The 16,244-nt window shown below is 61.3% G+C and carries 17 protein-coding genes and 1 pseudogene; 11 read left to right on the forward strand and 7 right to left on the reverse strand.

Translation table 11 applies throughout. The features are described from left to right. Nucleotides 1-215: 215 nt before the first annotated feature. The 3 genes and pseudogenes from J2Y83_RS09165 to J2Y83_RS29815 all read left to right on the forward strand — a co-directional run bounded on the left by J2Y83_RS09165 (nucleotide 216) and on the right by J2Y83_RS29815 (nucleotide 3,287). Nucleotides 216-1,535, forward strand: a complete 1,320-nt coding sequence (locus J2Y83_RS09165) for a Na+/H+ antiporter family protein (protein WP_253400363.1) — start codon at nucleotides 216-218, stop codon at nucleotides 1,533-1,535. Nucleotides 1,536-1,607: 72 nt separating this feature from the next. Then, nucleotides 1,608-2,429, forward strand: a pseudogene (locus J2Y83_RS29810) (cache domain-containing protein); the annotation flags it as partial. A 102-nt stretch (nucleotides 2,430-2,531) separates the two neighbouring features. After that, nucleotides 2,532-3,287 carry a methyl-accepting chemotaxis protein gene (locus J2Y83_RS29815; RefSeq protein WP_373423800.1) on the forward strand — a complete coding sequence of 252 codons (756 nt, stop codon included), beginning with the start codon at nucleotides 2,532-2,534 and terminating at the stop codon, nucleotides 3,285-3,287. A gap of 6 nt (nucleotides 3,288-3,293) precedes the next feature. Here the strand turns inward: J2Y83_RS29815 and trhP are convergent, their stop codons facing one another. Next, nucleotides 3,294-4,616, reverse strand: coding sequence for a prephenate-dependent tRNA uridine(34) hydroxylase TrhP (gene trhP / locus J2Y83_RS09175; RefSeq protein WP_253394618.1), 1,323 nt, complete (start codon nucleotides 4,614-4,616; stop codon nucleotides 3,294-3,296). Nucleotides 4,617-4,777: 161 nt separating this feature from the next. On the opposite strand from trhP, the gene J2Y83_RS09180 reads away from it, so the two are divergent. Continuing rightward, entirely contained in the window at nucleotides 4,778-5,845 is a 1,068-nt protein-coding gene (locus J2Y83_RS09180) for an AI-2E family transporter (protein ID WP_253394620.1), read from the forward strand. Between the two features lie 3 nt (nucleotides 5,846-5,848). Here J2Y83_RS09180 and J2Y83_RS09185 read toward each other — a convergent pair whose 3' ends face one another. From J2Y83_RS09185 to J2Y83_RS09195, 3 genes are all read right to left on the reverse strand, one after another. Next, nucleotides 5,849-6,022, reverse strand: coding sequence for a hypothetical protein (locus J2Y83_RS09185; protein WP_247406673.1), 174 nt, complete (start codon nucleotides 6,020-6,022; stop codon nucleotides 5,849-5,851). 91 nt (nucleotides 6,023-6,113) lie between these two features. Next, the gene (locus J2Y83_RS09190; RefSeq protein WP_247406676.1) at nucleotides 6,114-6,308 is read right to left on the reverse strand and encodes a hypothetical protein; all 195 of its coding nucleotides are present in this window, start codon (nucleotides 6,306-6,308) and stop codon (nucleotides 6,114-6,116) included. A gap of 245 nt (nucleotides 6,309-6,553) precedes the next feature. Continuing rightward, a complete protein-coding gene (locus tag J2Y83_RS09195) occupies nucleotides 6,554-6,907 on the reverse strand; it encodes a hypothetical protein (protein WP_065907126.1) in 354 nt (117 codons plus the stop codon). A gap of 156 nt (nucleotides 6,908-7,063) precedes the next feature. Here J2Y83_RS09195 and J2Y83_RS09200 point away from each other — a divergent pair, with 156 nt between their 5' ends. Then, nucleotides 7,064-7,882 (forward strand): shikimate 5-dehydrogenase, encoded by an 819-nt coding sequence (locus J2Y83_RS09200; protein ID WP_253394622.1) that lies wholly within the window; start codon nucleotides 7,064-7,066, stop codon nucleotides 7,880-7,882. Between the two features lie 60 nt (nucleotides 7,883-7,942). Here the strand turns inward: J2Y83_RS09200 and J2Y83_RS09205 are convergent, their stop codons facing one another. Further along, nucleotides 7,943-8,593: a YceH family protein gene (locus J2Y83_RS09205; RefSeq protein ID WP_253394624.1), complete on the reverse strand. Its 651-nt coding sequence runs from the start codon at nucleotides 8,591-8,593 to the stop codon at nucleotides 7,943-7,945. Nucleotides 8,594-8,709: 116 nt separating this feature from the next. Here J2Y83_RS09205 and J2Y83_RS09210 point away from each other — a divergent pair, with 116 nt between their 5' ends. Further along, entirely contained in the window at nucleotides 8,710-9,219 is a 510-nt protein-coding gene (locus tag J2Y83_RS09210; RefSeq protein WP_253394627.1) for a DUF1993 domain-containing protein, read from the forward strand. Between the two features lie 79 nt (nucleotides 9,220-9,298). Here J2Y83_RS09210 and sstT read toward each other — a convergent pair whose 3' ends face one another. Further along, nucleotides 9,299-10,519, reverse strand: a complete 1,221-nt coding sequence (gene sstT, locus J2Y83_RS09215; protein WP_253394629.1) for a serine/threonine transporter SstT — start codon at nucleotides 10,517-10,519, stop codon at nucleotides 9,299-9,301. A gap of 230 nt (nucleotides 10,520-10,749) precedes the next feature. Between sstT and J2Y83_RS09220 the strand changes: the two genes are divergently transcribed. After that, complete coding sequence (locus tag J2Y83_RS09220) at nucleotides 10,750-11,904, forward strand: MFS transporter (protein ID WP_253394631.1); 1,155 nt, start codon at nucleotides 10,750-10,752, stop codon at nucleotides 11,902-11,904. Between the two features lie 4 nt (nucleotides 11,905-11,908). Here the strand turns inward: J2Y83_RS09220 and nhaR are convergent, their stop codons facing one another. Continuing rightward, complete coding sequence (nhaR, locus tag J2Y83_RS09225; RefSeq protein WP_253394633.1) at nucleotides 11,909-12,811, reverse strand: transcriptional activator NhaR; 903 nt, start codon at nucleotides 12,809-12,811, stop codon at nucleotides 11,909-11,911. Between the two features lie 134 nt (nucleotides 12,812-12,945). On the opposite strand from nhaR, the gene J2Y83_RS09230 reads away from it, so the two are divergent. From J2Y83_RS09230 to mnmH, 4 genes are all read left to right on the forward strand, one after another. Continuing rightward, nucleotides 12,946-13,197 carry a hypothetical protein gene (locus tag J2Y83_RS09230; RefSeq protein ID WP_247404422.1) on the forward strand — a complete coding sequence of 84 codons (252 nt, stop codon included), beginning with the start codon at nucleotides 12,946-12,948 and terminating at the stop codon, nucleotides 13,195-13,197. A 28-nt stretch (nucleotides 13,198-13,225) separates the two neighbouring features. Beyond that, entirely contained in the window at nucleotides 13,226-13,975 is a 750-nt protein-coding gene (locus J2Y83_RS09235; protein ID WP_253394635.1) for a TerC family protein, read from the forward strand. Between the two features lie 97 nt (nucleotides 13,976-14,072). After that, nucleotides 14,073-15,107, forward strand: coding sequence for a selenide, water dikinase SelD (gene selD, locus J2Y83_RS09240; RefSeq protein WP_253394636.1), 1,035 nt, complete (start codon nucleotides 14,073-14,075; stop codon nucleotides 15,105-15,107). Further along, nucleotides 15,107-16,210, forward strand: coding sequence for a tRNA 2-selenouridine(34) synthase MnmH (gene mnmH, locus J2Y83_RS09245; RefSeq protein ID WP_253394639.1), 1,104 nt, complete (start codon nucleotides 15,107-15,109; stop codon nucleotides 16,208-16,210). Before selD ends, mnmH begins: the two co-directional genes overlap by 1 nt. The last annotated feature ends 34 nt before the right edge of the window (nucleotides 16,211-16,244 follow it).

Here is a 16,244-nt window from a genome sequence, read left to right on the forward strand (position 1 = left end):
AGAGAGCCTTGTATCGGCAGCTATGGGTTTTTCTTTATTCAAACGTTCAATTTAAATCTGTAAGCGACGCCGTTTTTTGACATGCGAGCGCGCCTGCTGCAAAGTGCGCGCCCTCTAATAAGACCTCCTTTAAGCCTGCACGCCGGCAGTCATCCTCGATGGCCGCCAGCGCGCGGGCATGCCTGTTGTTTGTTTTTTTGCTTGAGGTAACCATGATTAACGCAGTCATCGCCGCAGTCGGCACCATGCTGGTGCTCAGCCTGTCCCGCGTGCATGTGGTCATCGCCATTATCGTCGGCGCCCTGGTGGGCGGGCTGACCGGTGGCCTGGGCATCGACGCTACGCTCCAGGCCTTCAACGGTGGGCTGGGTGGTGGCGCGACGGTGGCTTTGTCCTACGCATTGCTCGGTGCTTTCGCGGTGGCGATTGCCAAGTCCGGCCTGGCCCATGCCCTGGCGGACAAGGCGCTGCTGCTGGTTGATCGCCAGGAAGCCAGCGGCGGCAGCCATGTCAAATGGTTACTGATTGGCCTGCTGTGGGGGGTGGCGATTGCCTCGCAAAACATCCTGCCGATTCATATCGCGTTTATTCCGCTGCTGGTGCCGCCGTTGTTATACGTGCTGACCAAACTGCAACTGGACCGCCGCCTGATCGCCTGCGTGATGACCTTCGGTTTGATCACGCCTTACATGTTCCTGCCGGTGGGCTTCGGCAACATCTTCCTCAACCAGATCCTGCTGGCCAACGTGGCCAAGAGCGGCGTGGACATCAGTCAGGTCAACGTGACCCACGCCATGGGCCTGCCGGCGCTGGGCATGGTGGTCGGCCTGCTGGTGGCGGTGTTTGTCAGCTACCGTAAAAAACGCGTGTACGACCTGGAGAAAATCGAGCGAGTCGAACAGGTCGCGGTGCAGTACAACCCGCTGACGCTGCTAGTGGCCGGCCTGGCGATTGCCTCGGCGTTCATCATTCAACTGTGGCTGGACTCGATGATCATCGGCGCCTTGGCCGGGTTCCTGATTTTCTCGGTGTCGGGCATCGTGCGCTGGCGCGAGACGGACGACTTGTTCACCGAAGGCATGAAGATGATGGCGATGATCGGCTTCATCATGATCGCCTCCTCAGGGTTTGCCGAAGTGCTCAAGGCCACCGGTGACGTGCGCTCGCTGGTGGAAACGTCGGCGGCGTTCATCGGCCATAGCCGTGGGGTAGGGGCGTTGCTGATGTTGCTGGTGGGGTTGCTGGTGACCATGGGGATCGGCTCGTCGTTTTCCACGGTGCCGATCCTGGCCGCGATTTTCGTGCCGCTGTGTGTGCAATTGGGCTTCAGCCCGCTGGCGATCGTCTGCATCGTCGGCACGGCCGGTGCCTTGGGCGATGCCGGTTCGCCGGCGTCGGATTCGACCCTGGGCCCGACCTCCGGCCTGAATATCGACGGCCAGCACCACCATATCTGGGACACCGTGGTGCCGACGTTCCTGCATTACAACATCCCGCTGCTGGTGTTTGGCTGGGTGGCGGCGATGACGCTCTGACGAGGCCGTCCTACAGAATCCGCGCAGTTGGCCGTTAACCTCTCAAGCCGCCACTAATAAGAGAGAAAAGCCATGCGTCTGAGCCTGAAGGTCAAAGTCCTGTGCCTCGCCATAGTGCCGGTGCTGTTGTTTGCGTTGGTGATCAGCCTGACCACGGTGTGGATCCTCAAGGGGCAAGCGCGCAACGAGGTGGATGAGACCCGCCAGCACTTGCTCGACGCCGCCAAAGCCACTCTGCAGAGTTATGTGGAAGTGGCCATGAGCACCATCAAGCCGCTCTACGACGCCGCCGCCCCGGGTGATACGGCGGTGCGTGCCGAGGTAGTCAAGCTGCTGTCCAATACCAGCTACGGCAAGGACGGCTACTTCTTCGGCTACGACTCCGAGACCATCCGCCTGTTCAAGGGCAACAGCCCGGACGGCGTGGGCAAGAGCTTCAAGGACAACCGCGACCCCAATGGGGTCTACGTCAACCGCGACCTGGTCAAGGTCGGCAAGGATGGCACTCACTACCTGCAATACAGTTCGACCCAGCCCGGGCAGACCGAATTGGTGCCCAAACTGGGTTATACCGAGTACCTGCCCAAGTGGGACATGGTCATCGGCACCTCGGTCAACCTGGATGGCATCGACGCCCAGGTCGCGGTGGTCGAGGCCAAGGTCCAGAAGCGCATGGAGGGCGTATTGCTGAGTATCCTCGGCGTGGCTGTGCTGGTGTTGCTGGTGATTGCCGCAGCGGGCATGGTCCTGGCCAATACCATCCTGCGTCCGCTGCACCTGATGAAAGCCAACCTCGACGACATCGCCGCCGGCGAAGGCGACCTGACGCGGCGCCTGGCTATCACCAGCCAGGATGAGCTCGGCGATCTGGCCGGGGCGTTCAACCGTTTTGTCGACAAGATCCACGGCCTTGTACGCCAGATCACCGAAATGACCGCGCAACTCACCGGGCTGGTGGGCCAGGTGTCCGACCAGGCGCAGCGCTCGGAACAGGCCATGGAGCGTCAGCGTCACGAGACCGACCAGGTGGCCACCGCGATCAATCAGATGTCCGCCGCCGCCCAGGAAGTTGCGCACAGTGCCCAGGGTGCCTCCGTCGCGGCGCAACAGACCGACGCCGAGGGCCAGGCCGCCAAGCGCGTGGTGGACCGCAGCATCGCGCAGATCCATGCGTTGGTGAACGATATCCGCAGCAGCGGCGTGTCCCTCGACAGTCTGCAGCAGGACGTGTCGTCGATTGTCAGCGTGCTCAGCGTCATCCGCTCGATTGCCGAACAGACCAACCTGTTGGCCCTTAACGCCGCGATCGAAGCGGCGCGGGCGGGGGAGGCCGGTCGCGGGTTCGCCGTGGTTGCCGACGAAGTGCGCGCCCTGGCCAGCCGCACCCAGACCAGCACCCAGGAAATCCAGGGCATGATCGACCGCCTGCAAAAAGGCACCGTAGCCGCCGTGGAGGCTATGCGCCGTTCCAGCGACGCTGGCGACGGCACCTCGGTCCAGGCCAACGAAGCCGGGGCGTCGTTGGACACCATCGCGCAGTTGATCGGCACCATCAACTCGATGAACGCGCAAATTGCCAGCGCCGCCGAAGAGCAGACCGCCGTGGCCGAGGAGATCAACCGCAGCGTGCATCAAATTGCCGTGGCGGTAGACAGCGTGGCCGATGAAACCCAGTTGGGCGCCCAGACGTCGCGCAGCCTGGCGGACCTCGGCCAGCGCTTGGGCCAACTGGTGGCCCAGTTCAGGATCTGAGGGGGGTTACTCGACGTCGCGCATCAACAGGCCGAAACGCAGATCCATCTCCGTCGGCAAGGGCACATACACCGTGTGCCCATCCCCCGGCGCCACCTCGATGGCTTCGCCCTTGGCGTTGTGCAGTGTGGCCAGGTCGAAGTGAAAATTGCCGGCGGGGGTCATCAATTCCAGGTGATTGCCCAGCGCAAAACGGTTTTTCACCTTGACCTCGGCCAGCTCGCCCCGGCGCTCGCCGGTCAATTCCCCGACGAACTGCTGACGCTCCGACACCGAACTGCCGTTCTGGTAGTTCTGGTATTCGTCGTGTACATGGCGGCGCAGGAAACCTTCGGTGTAGCCGCGTTGCGCGAGTGACTCCAGGTTGGTCATCAGGCTGCGGTCAAACTCGCGACCCGCCACCGCATCATCGATGGCCTGGCGATACACCTGGGTGGTGCGCGCGCAGTAGAAGTGGGACTTGGTACGGCCTTCGATCTTCAACGAATGCACACCCATGCGCGTCAGGCGCTCCACATGCTGCACCGCGCGCAGGTCCTTGGCGTTCATGATGTAGGTGCCGTGCTCGTCTTCGAAGGCGGGCATCTGTTCATCCGGGCGGTTGGCCTCCTGCAACAGGAACACCTGATCGGTCGGTGCGCCAATGCCCAGTGTGGGTTCCGGCCGGTATTGCTGGACAATATCGCCGGTGGCGTTTTCCACTGCCGGCGTGGCCTGGTATTTCCAGCGGCAGGCGTTGGTGCAGGTGCCTTGGTTGGCGTCGCGCTTGTTCATATAGCCCGAGAGCAGGCAGCGCCCGGAATAGGCCATGCACAAGGCGCCGTGGACAAACACTTCCAGTTCCATGGCCGGCACCTGCTCACGGATTTCGCCGATCTCTTCCAGGGACAATTCCCGCGACAGAATCACCCGGCAGATCCCTTGCTGTTGCCAGAATTCCACACTGGCCCAGTTCACTGTATTGGCCTGCACCGACAAGTGGATGGGCATCTGCGGGAAGTGGCGACGCACCAGCATGATCAGCCCCGGGTCGGACATGATCAGCGCATCCGGGCCCATGGCGATCACCGGGGCCAGGTCCTTGAGGAAGGTCTTCAGCTTGGCGTTGTGCGGCGCGATGTTGACCACCACGTAGAAACGCTTGCCCAGTGCATGGGCTTCCTCGATGCCCAGGGCCAGGTTGGCGTGGTCGAATTCGTTGTTGCGCACGCGCAGGCTGTAGCGCGGCTGGCCGGCGTATACCGCATCGGCGCCGTAGGCAAAGGCGTAGCGCATGTTTTTCAGGGTGCCCGCGGGGGCAAGCAGTTCGGGGGCAAGGACGAGAGACATGGGGAGTGGGACCCAAAAGGTCGCGAGCGTAGCCGAAGGCGAACAGGGATTTATTGATCCAGGTCTACGCTTGCTGCAACAAAGAGGGCACTCCCAGCGATTGCGACGGACTAAGCATTTGGACGCAAACGCGCGTCCGGCTTTTTTGACATGGATCGGACATGAATCAAACCAACCTGCAATTCAAAACGCTGCTGTTACTGCTGGTCCTGGTGACCGTCGCCTTTATCTGGATATTGCTGCCGTTTTACGGCGCGGTGTTCTGGGCCGTCATCCTGGGTATCATCTTTGCCCCGATGCAGCGGCGTCTGCAGGTGAAAGTCGGCTGGAACCGCAACCTGACCTCCCTGGCCACCCTGATGGTGTGCCTGGTGATTGCGATTCTGCCGGTGATCATCACCAGCGCCTTGCTGGTGCAGGAGGGGGCCACGCTGTACAAAAATGTCGAAAGCGGCAAGCTGGACGTGGCCGGGTATATCGAACAGTTCAAGAACTTCCTGCCACCTTACTTTCAGCACCTTCTGGACCGCTTCGGCATGGGCAACCTGGAAGGCCTGCGCGAGAAAATCGTCAAGAGCGCGATGCAGGGTAGCCAGTTCTTTGCCAGCCAGGCGTTCAGCTTTGGCCAGGGTACGTTCGATTTCCTGGTGAGCTTTTTCATCATGCTGTATCTGCTGTTTTTCCTGCTGCGTGACGGCCCGGAGCTGGTGCGAAAAGTCCGCACGGCGGTGCCGCTGGCCGAGCCGCAAAAGCGCCGTCTGCAACTCAAGTTCAACCGCGTGGTGCGCGCCACGGTCAAGGGCAACGTGCTGGTTGCCGTGACCCAAGGGGCGTTGGGCGGTTTGATCTTCTGGTTTCTGGACATTCCCAGCGCGTTGCTCTGGGCGGTGTTGATGGCGTTTCTCTCGCTGCTGCCGGCGGTGGGCGCAGGGATCGTGTGGGGGCCGGTGGCGGCATACTTCCTGTTGAGCGGGGCGATCTGGCAAGGCGTGGTGCTGGGCCTGTTCGGCGTATTCGTCATCGGCCTGGTGGATAACGTGCTGCGCCCGATTCTGGTGGGCAAGGACACCAAGATGCCGGACTACCTGATTCTGATCTCGACCTTGGGCGGCCTGTCGGTGTTCGGCCTGAACGGCTTTGTGATCGGGCCGCTGGTGGCGGCGTTGTTCATGTCCAGCTGGGCGCTATTTGTCGAAAGCAAGCCACGGGTCAAGTTGCCGTTGCCCTAGGCCTCAGGCGCGGAGCCTGAAGGTTGCCGCTTGTTGCTCGGCAGCCGATAACGAAGTGAGTGGGCCGCTGACGGGCTCGCCATCGTGCATCAGGTACCAGCAGGCGAGTACACCCAGCTTGCGCAGGGGGGCAGGAACGGCGCTGCCGATGACGGACATGATCTGAACAGTGGGCATAAGGACCTCCAATCGCTATGGGGGTCACCTTACGGGGTGCCAGCGTCGAGGAAAAATCACCCGGCTTGATAGTCGACATCAACGCCAGGTGTCACTCCACCACTTGGTCGAGCATGTTCACCACTTCCTGCTCATTGAGCAGGCCTTTGCGCACCAGGCTTTCGGCCAGCAGTGCGAGGAATTTTGCGTTGCGGTGGCCTTCCAGGTGCTTGAGTTCGGTCAGTGCGCTGTAGACCTTGCTGGACGTACAGAGTCCGGCAACGTGGTGTGGGTTTTGCGTGGGCATGGTCAGCCGTCCTTGTTGTTATCGGGTTCAGAGGTGGGATAGTGAAAGTGAGTCGTGACATAAACATGACAGCGCGAGACCCGGTCGGGCAAGTAGACTTTCGGCTTCAATGATGTGGGATTGCGGCGCGGCCATTGTCCTCATAGCGACCTTGGTGCGATCAAACCGGACGATTTTCGATAAACCGCTGCGCAAAAAAAGGCCCCGCGGGTGGGCGAGGCCTGTTCAGGCAGATCGATTCAAACTTACCAGCCGCGGCCATAGTAGCCGTGGGGAGGGCCGTAATAGCCACGCGGTGGGCCGTAATACACCGGCGCCGGGCGGTAATAGACCTGTTGTTGCACATACACCGGCGGTGGCGGTGCGTAGTACACCGGCGGTGGTGCGGCGTAAACCGGTTGCGGTTGCACATACACTGGCTGCTGCACGTAGACCTCACGAGGTTGGCTGGCAACCACGGAGCCCACGACAGCGGCGCCGACTAACGCACCCAAGACGGCCGGACCACCCCACCCACCACCGTGGGCGGAGGCTTGGCCTGCCATAGCGAGTGCACCGATAAGCAAGGCGATCTTGGGGATTTTACGAATCATGGTCATTCCTCGGTTAGCCCCTGCGCTTGTGGCCTGCAATCAATTAGCTCAAGTAATGTCGCGGGGATACTTTTAAGACAACGTATTTCTGAAAAACAGCACGGCCGATAGGTAAAGGTTGTGTAAGGTCTGTACCGATTTGCTTACTTCAAGGAGTTACCCATGCAGATGCACCCCAACAAGGATACCCAACTGTGCATGTCACTGTCGGCGCGTCCCGGGAATTTCGGCCTGCGATTTCATAACCATTTGTATGAACAACTGGGTCTGAACTTCTACTATAAAGCCTTCAGCAGCCAGGATTTAGCTGGTGCGATCGGCGGTATCCGGGCGTTGGGGATTCGCGGTTGCGGGGTGTCGATGCCGTTCAAGGAGGCCTGCATTGCCCTGGTGGACGAACTGGACAGCTCGGTCAAAGCCATCGCATCCCTCAACACCATCGTCAACACGGCCGGCCACCTCAAGGCCTACAACACCGACTACATCGCCATCGAGCAACTGCTGAAAACGCACGCAGTACCGACAGAATCGACCTTTGCCCTGCGCGGCAGTGGCGGCATGGCCAAGGCCGTGGCCAGTGCCCTGCGTGACGGCGGGTACGCCAATGGCGTGATCGTGGCGCGTAACGAAGCGGCGGGCAGGGCGCTGGCGCAGAGCCTGGGCTATCAATGGCAGGCGCAATTGGGCGATCTGCGCCCGCAGATGTTGATCAACGTGACGCCGATCGGCATGACCGGCGGGGCCGAGGCCGATCAGCTGGCTTTCGAGGCGGACGCCGTGGACCAGGCGCAGACCGTGTTCGATGTGGTGGCGATCCCGGCGGAAACGCCGTTGATCGTGCGTGGACGTGCCCAAGGCAAGCGTGTGATCACCGGGTTGGAAGTGATCGCGATCCAGGCGCTGGAGCAGTTTGTGTTGTACACCGGCGTGCGGCCGACCCAGGCACAGTTCGAAAAAGCCGTCGCTTTTGCGCGAGGCTGAAGAACATTGCACATCAACTGTAGGAGCAGGCAAGCCGGCTCCTACAGGGTTTTGACCGTGTCAGGCCTGTTCCAGCTGTGCCAGCCGTTCTTCGAGCGCCGCAATCCGCGCTTCCAGCTCTTCGATGCGCTCGACTGAGACCCCGCCGGCCCCGCGCTCCACCGGGCTGCCGCGCGCGGCGATAATCGCCTCGATATCCGCTGGATCGCCGAGCGCGTGGGTATAGCGATCCTCGCGCTGCCCCGCCTGGCGCGGCACCAGCACGGCCAGCCCGCGCGCAATCAGGCGTTCCAGTTGGTGGACGACCTGGTCGGCGTCTTCGAAATCATGCATGCGCCCGCTGCGGGTCAGTAACTCGTTGACCGTCTGCGGCCCACGCAGAAACAGCAGCCCGGTCAGGATCACCTGGGCCGGCACCAATTCCAGGGCCTTGTCGACCCGGTGTTCCCAGCGGTCGGCGCGGCTGCCCATGACCAGGCGGGTGAACCCCTGGCCTTCCAGCACACGCAGGCTTTGGCCGACCTGGCCTTGGCTGAGGTTCATCACCGGCTCGCGGCTGGTCTTCTGGTTGCAGGCCAGGACCAGGGCGTTGAGGGTCAGGGGGTAGGTTTCCGGGTTGGTCGCCTGTTTTTCGATCAGGCAGCCCAGGATGCGGATTTCCGTGCTGTTCAGGCGCGGCTCAGGGGTGTCGGTGTCGTGCTCAGCGGTCATCGCGCTTTCCCTATGCAGTGAACGCACTAGCCTAATCCTGAAAAAATAAAAGACAAGCGGCCGGCACGGCTATAATCGCCGCTGGTTCCAACCCCGCCCTTATCGATGAGACTGTCATGACTATTTCCCTGTACGCCGCTTCCGTCCCAGTCTTCAAGCAAATGCTCACCGCCCTGAGCGGTGTGCTGGACAAAGCCGAAGCCCACGCCACCGCGAAAAACATCGAACCCAACGCCTTGCTGCAAGCGCGCCTGTTCCCGGACATGTTCCAACTAGTGCGCCAGGTGCAGATCGCCGTCGACTTCGCCAAGGGCGTTTCCGCGCGCCTGGCCGAGATCGAACTGCCGAAATACGAAGACAACGAAGTGACCTTTGCCGACCTGCAAGCGCTGATCGCCAAGGTCCTGGCGTTTATGGACAGCATCAAGCCCGAGCAAATCGACGGTAAAGAAGGCATCGAGATCATCACGCGCCCAGGCACGCCGAAAGAGAAGCGCTTCAGCGGCCAGTCCTACCTGCTGACCTACGGCCTGCCGCAGTTCTTCTTCCACGTCACCACCGCCTACGCACTGCTGCGTCACAACGGTGTGGAAGTGGGCAAGCGTGATTACATGGGCGCGTTCTAAATAACCGTGTTTTAAGCGCATAAAAAAAGCCCGGGGTCGTTCCTTTGAGAGCGGCCCCGGGCTTTTTTGCGAGCGCTGTTTAAACCGGCTGCTCGTCCTTGCCCAGGCACGCTGCCGCAGTAAACAGCACATCGGTGGACGAGTTGAGTGCGGTTTCCGCAGAGTCCTGCAACACGCCGATGATGAAACCGACCGCCACTACCTGCATGGCGATATCGCTGGGAATGCCGAACAGGCTGCATGCCAGTGGAATCAGCAGCAGCGAACCACCGGCCACGCCCGACGCACCGCACGCGCAAATGGCGGCGACCACGCTGAGCAGCACGGCGGTGGGCAGGTCTACGCTGATGCCCAGGGTGTGTACGGCCGCCAGGGTCAACACGGTGATGGTGATCGCCGCACCCGCCATATTGATGGTGGCGCCCAGGGGGATCGACACCGAGTAGGTGTCTTCATGCAGACCCAGGCGTTTGCTCAACGCCAGGTTCACCGGAATGTTCGCCGCCGAACTGCGGGTGAAGAACGCCGTGATGCCGCTTTCGCGCAGGCACAGCAATACCAGCGGGTAGGGGTTGCGGCGCAACTTCCAGAACACGATGGCCGGGTTGATCACCAGCGCCACGAACAGCATGCAGCCGATCAGCACCACCAACAGGTGGGCGTAGCCGAGCAGGGCACCGAAGCCGGAAGTGGCCAGGGTCGAGGCTACCAAGCCGAAAATCCCCAGGGGCGCGAAGCGGATCACCACGCGCACGATCAAGGTCACGCCGTTGGACAAGTCATCGAGCACCGTGCGGGTGGTTTCGCCGGCATGGCGAATCGCTATACCCATGCCGATGGCCCAGGCCAGAATGCCGATGAAATTGGCGTTCATCAGCGCGCTCACCGGGTTATCCACCACGCTCAGCAACAGGCTCTGCAACACCTCGCCGATGCCGCCCGGAGCACTCACAGTGGCGTCGTGGGTGGCGAGCACCAGCGGCGAGGGAAACAGCGTGCTGGCGATCACCGCAACCACGGCGGCCGCGAAGGTGCCCAGCAGGTACAGGAACAGGATCGGCTTGATGTGGGTTTCCTGGCCGTGTTTATGGTTGGCGATTGACGCCATCACCAGCACAAACACCAGGATCGGCGCCACGGCCTTCAGCGCGGTGACAAACACTTTGCCAATGAAACCGGTGGCCTTGGCCGCCTCGGGCAACACGAGGGCCAGCAGAATGCCGGCGATCAGGCCGATGACGATTTGCGTGACCAGGCTGACGCGCGCGAGTCGTTGGAAAAGGGAAGGAGCAGCAGTCATAAACGGTTGTCTCTGGTTTTTTTAGTAGGACGCAGCATTGCAGGTGGAGCGCGCTGTAGGAAGCGGGCGCGGAGTCTATCATGCTGTAGGAAATGTCCCGATTGGTGCGGCATTCCGTCACCCATTTGCGGCCAATTCGCACAGATCCTGTTAATATCGCCGTCTCTCATCTTTCCTCTTCGTCAGCGGGCCTCCGGGCTTTCGTTGATGTTGTCGTTTCTGGAGTTTTCATGCTGTTTCCCATCCTGCTGCTGTCGGCCGCCGGTTTTACCGTGCTGACCACAGAATTCATTATCGTCGGCCTGTTGCCGTCGATTGCCCGGGACCTGAATGTCAGCGTGTCCCAGGCCGGGCTGCTGGTGACGCTGTTTGCGTTCACCGTGGCGGCGTTCGGCCCGTTTCTCACGGCCTACTGCGCGCGGTTCCAGCGCAAGCGCCTGTTCATCACGATTTTGATCATGTTCGCCGTGGCCAATGGCGTGGCGGCACTGGCACCGAACATCTGGGTGATGTCCCTGGCGCGCTTGATTCCGGCGTTGGGTTTGCCGGTGTTCTGGGCCTTGGCCAGTGAAACGGCGGTGGACATCGTCGGCCCGGAATACGCCGGCCGGGCCATCGAGAAGATCGGCTTCGGGATCGTCTGCGCCACCGTCTTCGGCATTCCGGTGGGCACGCTGATTTCCGATATGTTCGGCTGGCGCAGCGCGTTTGCCATCCTCGCGGTGATTGCGTTGGCCAAGGCACTGCTGCTGTATGTCTACCTGCCGGTGACACAGGCGAAGAACGCGCAGGTGACGTTGCGCTCGCAATTCAAGCTGTTGCGCAGCCCGTTGATGCAGGGGCACATCCTGCTGTCGATCCTGGTCTTCAGCGGCATGTTCACCGCCTACACCTACCTGGCGGACATCCTTGAGCGCCTGGCCGGGTTCGACGGTACGCTGGTCGGCTGGTGCCTGATGGGCTTTGGCGCAGTCGGGCTGATCGGCAACTCCCTGGGCGGCCGCGCGGTGGATCGCCACCCCTTGATCGCATCGATGGTGTTCTGCGGGTTCATGATCGGCGGCATGGTTGCGGTGGTGCCGGCGATTCATTCCACCATCGGCCTGGCGGCGGCGATGGCCGTGTGGGGCGTGACCCAGGCGGCGATGTTCCTGGTCAGCCATGTGCGGCTGATGAAGGCCGCCCCGCATGCGCCGGCGTTTGCCGCGTCGTTGAATATTGCCGGGGGTAACCTGGGTATTGGTCTCGGTGCCTTGGTCGGAGGGCATGTGATCGACACTCTGGGCCTGGCCAGCCTGGGCTTGGCCGCGTCCGGGTTTATCCTGGTGTCGATGCTGCTGGCGTTGTGGCTGATGGGCGTCAAACCGTTGCCGACCAGCGCCTGAACCCTCAGGGCAGGGCGGTGAACAGTTCCCGCCTGGCACCTTCGGTAATTGCCACGATGCCGGGGTGCTTGACCTTGCGTTCTACCGAAATTGCATAGAACGACTCGGTCACCGCATCCGTCTGGCCAATCAGCGCGACGCCATACTGGCGCACCACCTCATCGGCGATCACGCTGGGGGCGATAAAGATCCCGCTGCCGGATTGGCCGAATGCCTGCATCAAGGCGCTGTCGTCGAACTCGCCGATGATCTTCGGTTGGATCTGCTGTTCGGCAAACCAGCGTAGCAAGCGGCTGCGCACCACCGTCTCCGCCCCCGGAATCAGCAATGGCGCCCCCTGTAAACACTGTGGGAAAACGCCGCGGTGTCGGTCAGCCAACGCTTGAGTGGCGAAAAAACTGATGCCACATTCGCCCAACTTCTGGCTGTAGCCTTTGATGTCCAGATGCGTGGGCATGGGGCTGTCGGAAATCACCAGATCGAGGCGCTGGATCGCCAGGTCGGCGAGCAGGCGTTCGAGTTTGTCTTCGCGGCAGGTGATGCGGATCGGCTCGCTGAGCTCCATGGTCGGCGCGATCAGCCGGTAGACGATGGATTTGGGCACCACATCCGCCACCCCGACCCGAAACAGGATCTGCTGTTCATCCGGCTGCGCGCGCAACATCGCCTCCAATTCATTGCCGGTCTGGAACATCTGCTCGGCGTAGGGCAGGGCCTGGCGCCCGGCCTCGGTCAGCTCCAGCTGGCGGCCGACCCGCTGAAACAGGGCGATGCCGAAGGTTTGCTCGAGCAGACTGATTTGTCCGCTGATGGTCTGGGGCGTGAGGTTCAATTGCTCACAGGCGCGCACGATGCTGCCGGTCTTGGCTACCACCCAGAAGTAATGCAATTGTCGGTAATTGAGCATGCCGGCCTACACTTCGTTAAAACCGAAGTATACGCGAGAAAAATACGAATTTTCCTGAAGTGTCCCTCTGCCTAGAATGCGTCGCTATCGAGGGGCCACTATTTGGACCCAATGGTTCTAACGAGGAAAACATCATGAAACTCAATTCCCTGGGCGCGGCATCGTTGCTTGCGCTTTCATTGGTGGTGGTCAGCGGCTGTGATCAGGTCGAAAAAAGCGCACAGCAGGTGATGGGCAAGGCCACCGAATCGGCCAAGCAAGTGATCGATGAAACCCACAAGGCCGCCGAGCAGGCGTTGAGTGAAGCGACCCAGGGCCTGATCAGTCCGCAGAAAAAAGACGATCAGCCGCAAAATGAGTCTGAATCGACACGTAAAGAAGCCTAATTTTCCAGCACAACGTCAGGATTGATCTATGGACTACCTTGTACAACTGGCCGCCAGCCCCACCGCCTGGGTCGCATTGGCCACCTTGATCGTGATGGAAATCGTGCTGGGCATCGATAACCTGATTTTTATCTCGATCCTCACCAACAAATTGCCCGAGCAGCACCGTGCCAAGGCGCGACGCATCGGTATCAGCATGGCGTTGGTATTGCGCCTGGGTCTGTTGAGCACCATTGCGTTCATCGTGCAGTTGACCACGCCGGTGTTTGAAATCTTCGGCCAGGCGTTTTCGTGGAAGGACATGATTCTGATCGCCGGCGGCCTGTTCCTGGTCTGGAAGGCAACCACCGAGATCCATCACAGCATGGACCCGGAGCCTGAAGAGAAGACCAGCACCGGCAATGCCGTGTCCATCGGCTTTGCCGCAGCCATCGGCCAGATCCTGATGCTCGACCTGGTGTTCTCCATCGACAGCATCGTCACCGCCGTGGGCATGACCGAGCATTTGCCGATCATGATCGTTGCCGTGGTGACCTCGGTCATCGTGATGCTGGTGGCGGCTGAACCGCTGGCCAAGTTCATCAACGACAACCCGACCGTGGTGATGCTGGCCCTGGGCTTCCTGATCATGATCGGCATGACCCTGATCGCCGAAGGCTTCGGCGCCCATGTGCCAAAAGGCTACGTGTATGCGGCCATGGCGTTCTCGGCGGCGATCGAGTGCTTGAACATCGCCCGGCGCAACCGTCACAAGCGTTTGCTGGCCGCTCGTCAGTAATCGCAGCAACCCCAAAAAGGCCGGCTGGGCTCGTAAGAGCCCCGCCGGCTTTTTGCCGTCTGTTAGAATCCGCGCACTTGATAGCTTGAGGTCCACCATGAACGAGCCGATTCGCCTTACCCAGTACAGCCATGGCGCGGGGTGTGGCTGCAAGATTTCGCCCCAGGTATTGGAAGTGATCCTCGCCGGCAGCGGCGCACAGAACCTTGACCCCAACCTGTGGGTGGGCAACGCCTCGCGCGACGATGCGGCGGTGTATGCCATCGACGACGAGCGCGGTGTGGTCTCCACCACTGATTTTTTCATGCCGATTGTCGACGATCCGTTCGACTTCGGCCGGATTGCCGCCACCAACGCGATCAGCGACATCTACGCCATGGGCGGCGACCCGTTGATGGCTATCGCCATTCTGGGCTGGCCGGTAAATGTATTGGCGCCTGAGGTTGCTCGCGAAGTGATCCGTGGCGGCCGCTCTGTGTGCGACGAGGCCGGTATTCCCCTGGCCGGCGGTCACTCCATCGATGCGCCGGAGCCCATCTTCGGCCTCGCCGTGACCGGTATCGTGCAAAAGCGCCATATGAAGCGCAACGACACCGCCACCGTCGGCTGCCGTTTGTACCTGACCAAACCCCTGGGCATCGGCATCCTGACCACTGCGGAAAAGAAGGGCAAATTACGCGAGGCGGATATCGGCCTGGCTCGTGACTGGATGTGTACCCTCAACAAGCCTGGCAGCCGCTTCGGCAAATTGGCCGGTGTAACGGCAATGACTGACGTCACCGGCTTCGGTCTTTTGGGCCATTTGGTGGAAATGGCTGACGGCAGCGGCGTGACGGCGCGCATCGAATACGACAAAGTCCCACGCCTGCCCGGGATCGAGGACTACCTTGACCAGGGCTGCATGCCGGGCGGCACCTTGCGCAACTTCGACAGTTATGCGAGCAAACTCGGGCGCCTGCAAGAGCTGCACAAACGCGTGCTGTGTGACCCGCAGACCAGCGGCGGCCTGTTGATCGCCGTTACGCCCGCGGGCGACGCCGAGTTTCATGCGGTCGCCCGCGAACTGGGCCTGACCCTTGAGTCCATCGGTGAATTGGTTGAGCGACAGACCCACGCGGTAGAGGTGTTTTGATGGCGACTGACATCACCGACTACCGCGACATCTTCCTCAACGACCGGCCGATGATGGATACCCGTGCGCCCGTCGAGTTCGCCAAGGGCGCCTTCCCGGGCGTGGTCAACCTGCCACTGATGACCGACGACGAGCGTCAGCGGGTCGGCACTTGCTACAAGCAGCAGGGCCAGCAAGCGGCTATCGTGCTCGGACACGAGCTGGTGTCCGGGGCAATCAAGGCCGGGCGCATTGAGCAATGGGCGCGGTTCGCCCAGGCCAATCCGGACGGCTATCTGTACTGCTTTCGTGGTGGGCTGCGCTCGCAGATCGTGCAGCAATGGCTGAAAACCGAAGCCGGTATCGAGTATCCCCGCGTCGGCGGCGGCTACAAAGCCATGCGCAGCTTTTTGCTGGACACCGTCGAACAGGCTGTCACCGAGTGTGATTTCGTGTTGCTGGGCGGCATGACCGGCACCGGCAAGACCGAAGTGCTTGGCCAACTGCGCAACGCCCTGGACCTGGAAGGCCACGCCAATCATCGCGGTTCCAGCTTTGGCAAGCGAGCTACGGTGCAACCGTCCAACATCGACTTCGAGAACCGCCTGGCAGTGGACCTGCTGAAAAAACGTGCGGGCGGCGTCGAGCAGTTTGTGGTCGAGGATGAGAGCCGCATGATCGGCAGTTGTGCACTGCCGTTGCCGTTGCACAAGGGCATGCAGACCTTTGCGATGGTGTGGCTGGAAGACAGCATCGAAGGCCGTGTCGAACGTATCCTGCGTGATTACGTGGTCGACCTTTGCGCCGAATTCATCGCGGTATTTGGCGAAACCGGCTACGCCCTGTTTGCCGAGCGCCTGACCCAGAGCCTGGCCAATATCCACAAGCGCCTGGGCGGCGAGCGCTTCCAGCGGTTGCAGGCGATTCTGCAGGACGCCCTGGCGGAACAGGCCCGTAGCGGCGCCGTGGACCTGCACCGCGTATGGATCGAAGGGTTGCTGCGTGAGTATTACGACCCGATGTACGCCTTCCAGCGCGAAAGCAAAGGCGCACGCATCGAGTTTGTCGGGGAGCAGGCGGCGGTGGTGGAGTATTTGCGCGAGCGTGGTGCTTTGCGAGGTTGATGCTTGCCTGTGACAAGGCCCTCAACCTCACCCA

Origin of the sequence: Pseudomonas marginalis (genome assembly GCF_024169655.1) — a bacterium.
GTDB classification, from domain to species: domain Bacteria; phylum Pseudomonadota; class Gammaproteobacteria; order Pseudomonadales; family Pseudomonadaceae; genus Aquipseudomonas; species Aquipseudomonas paraveronii.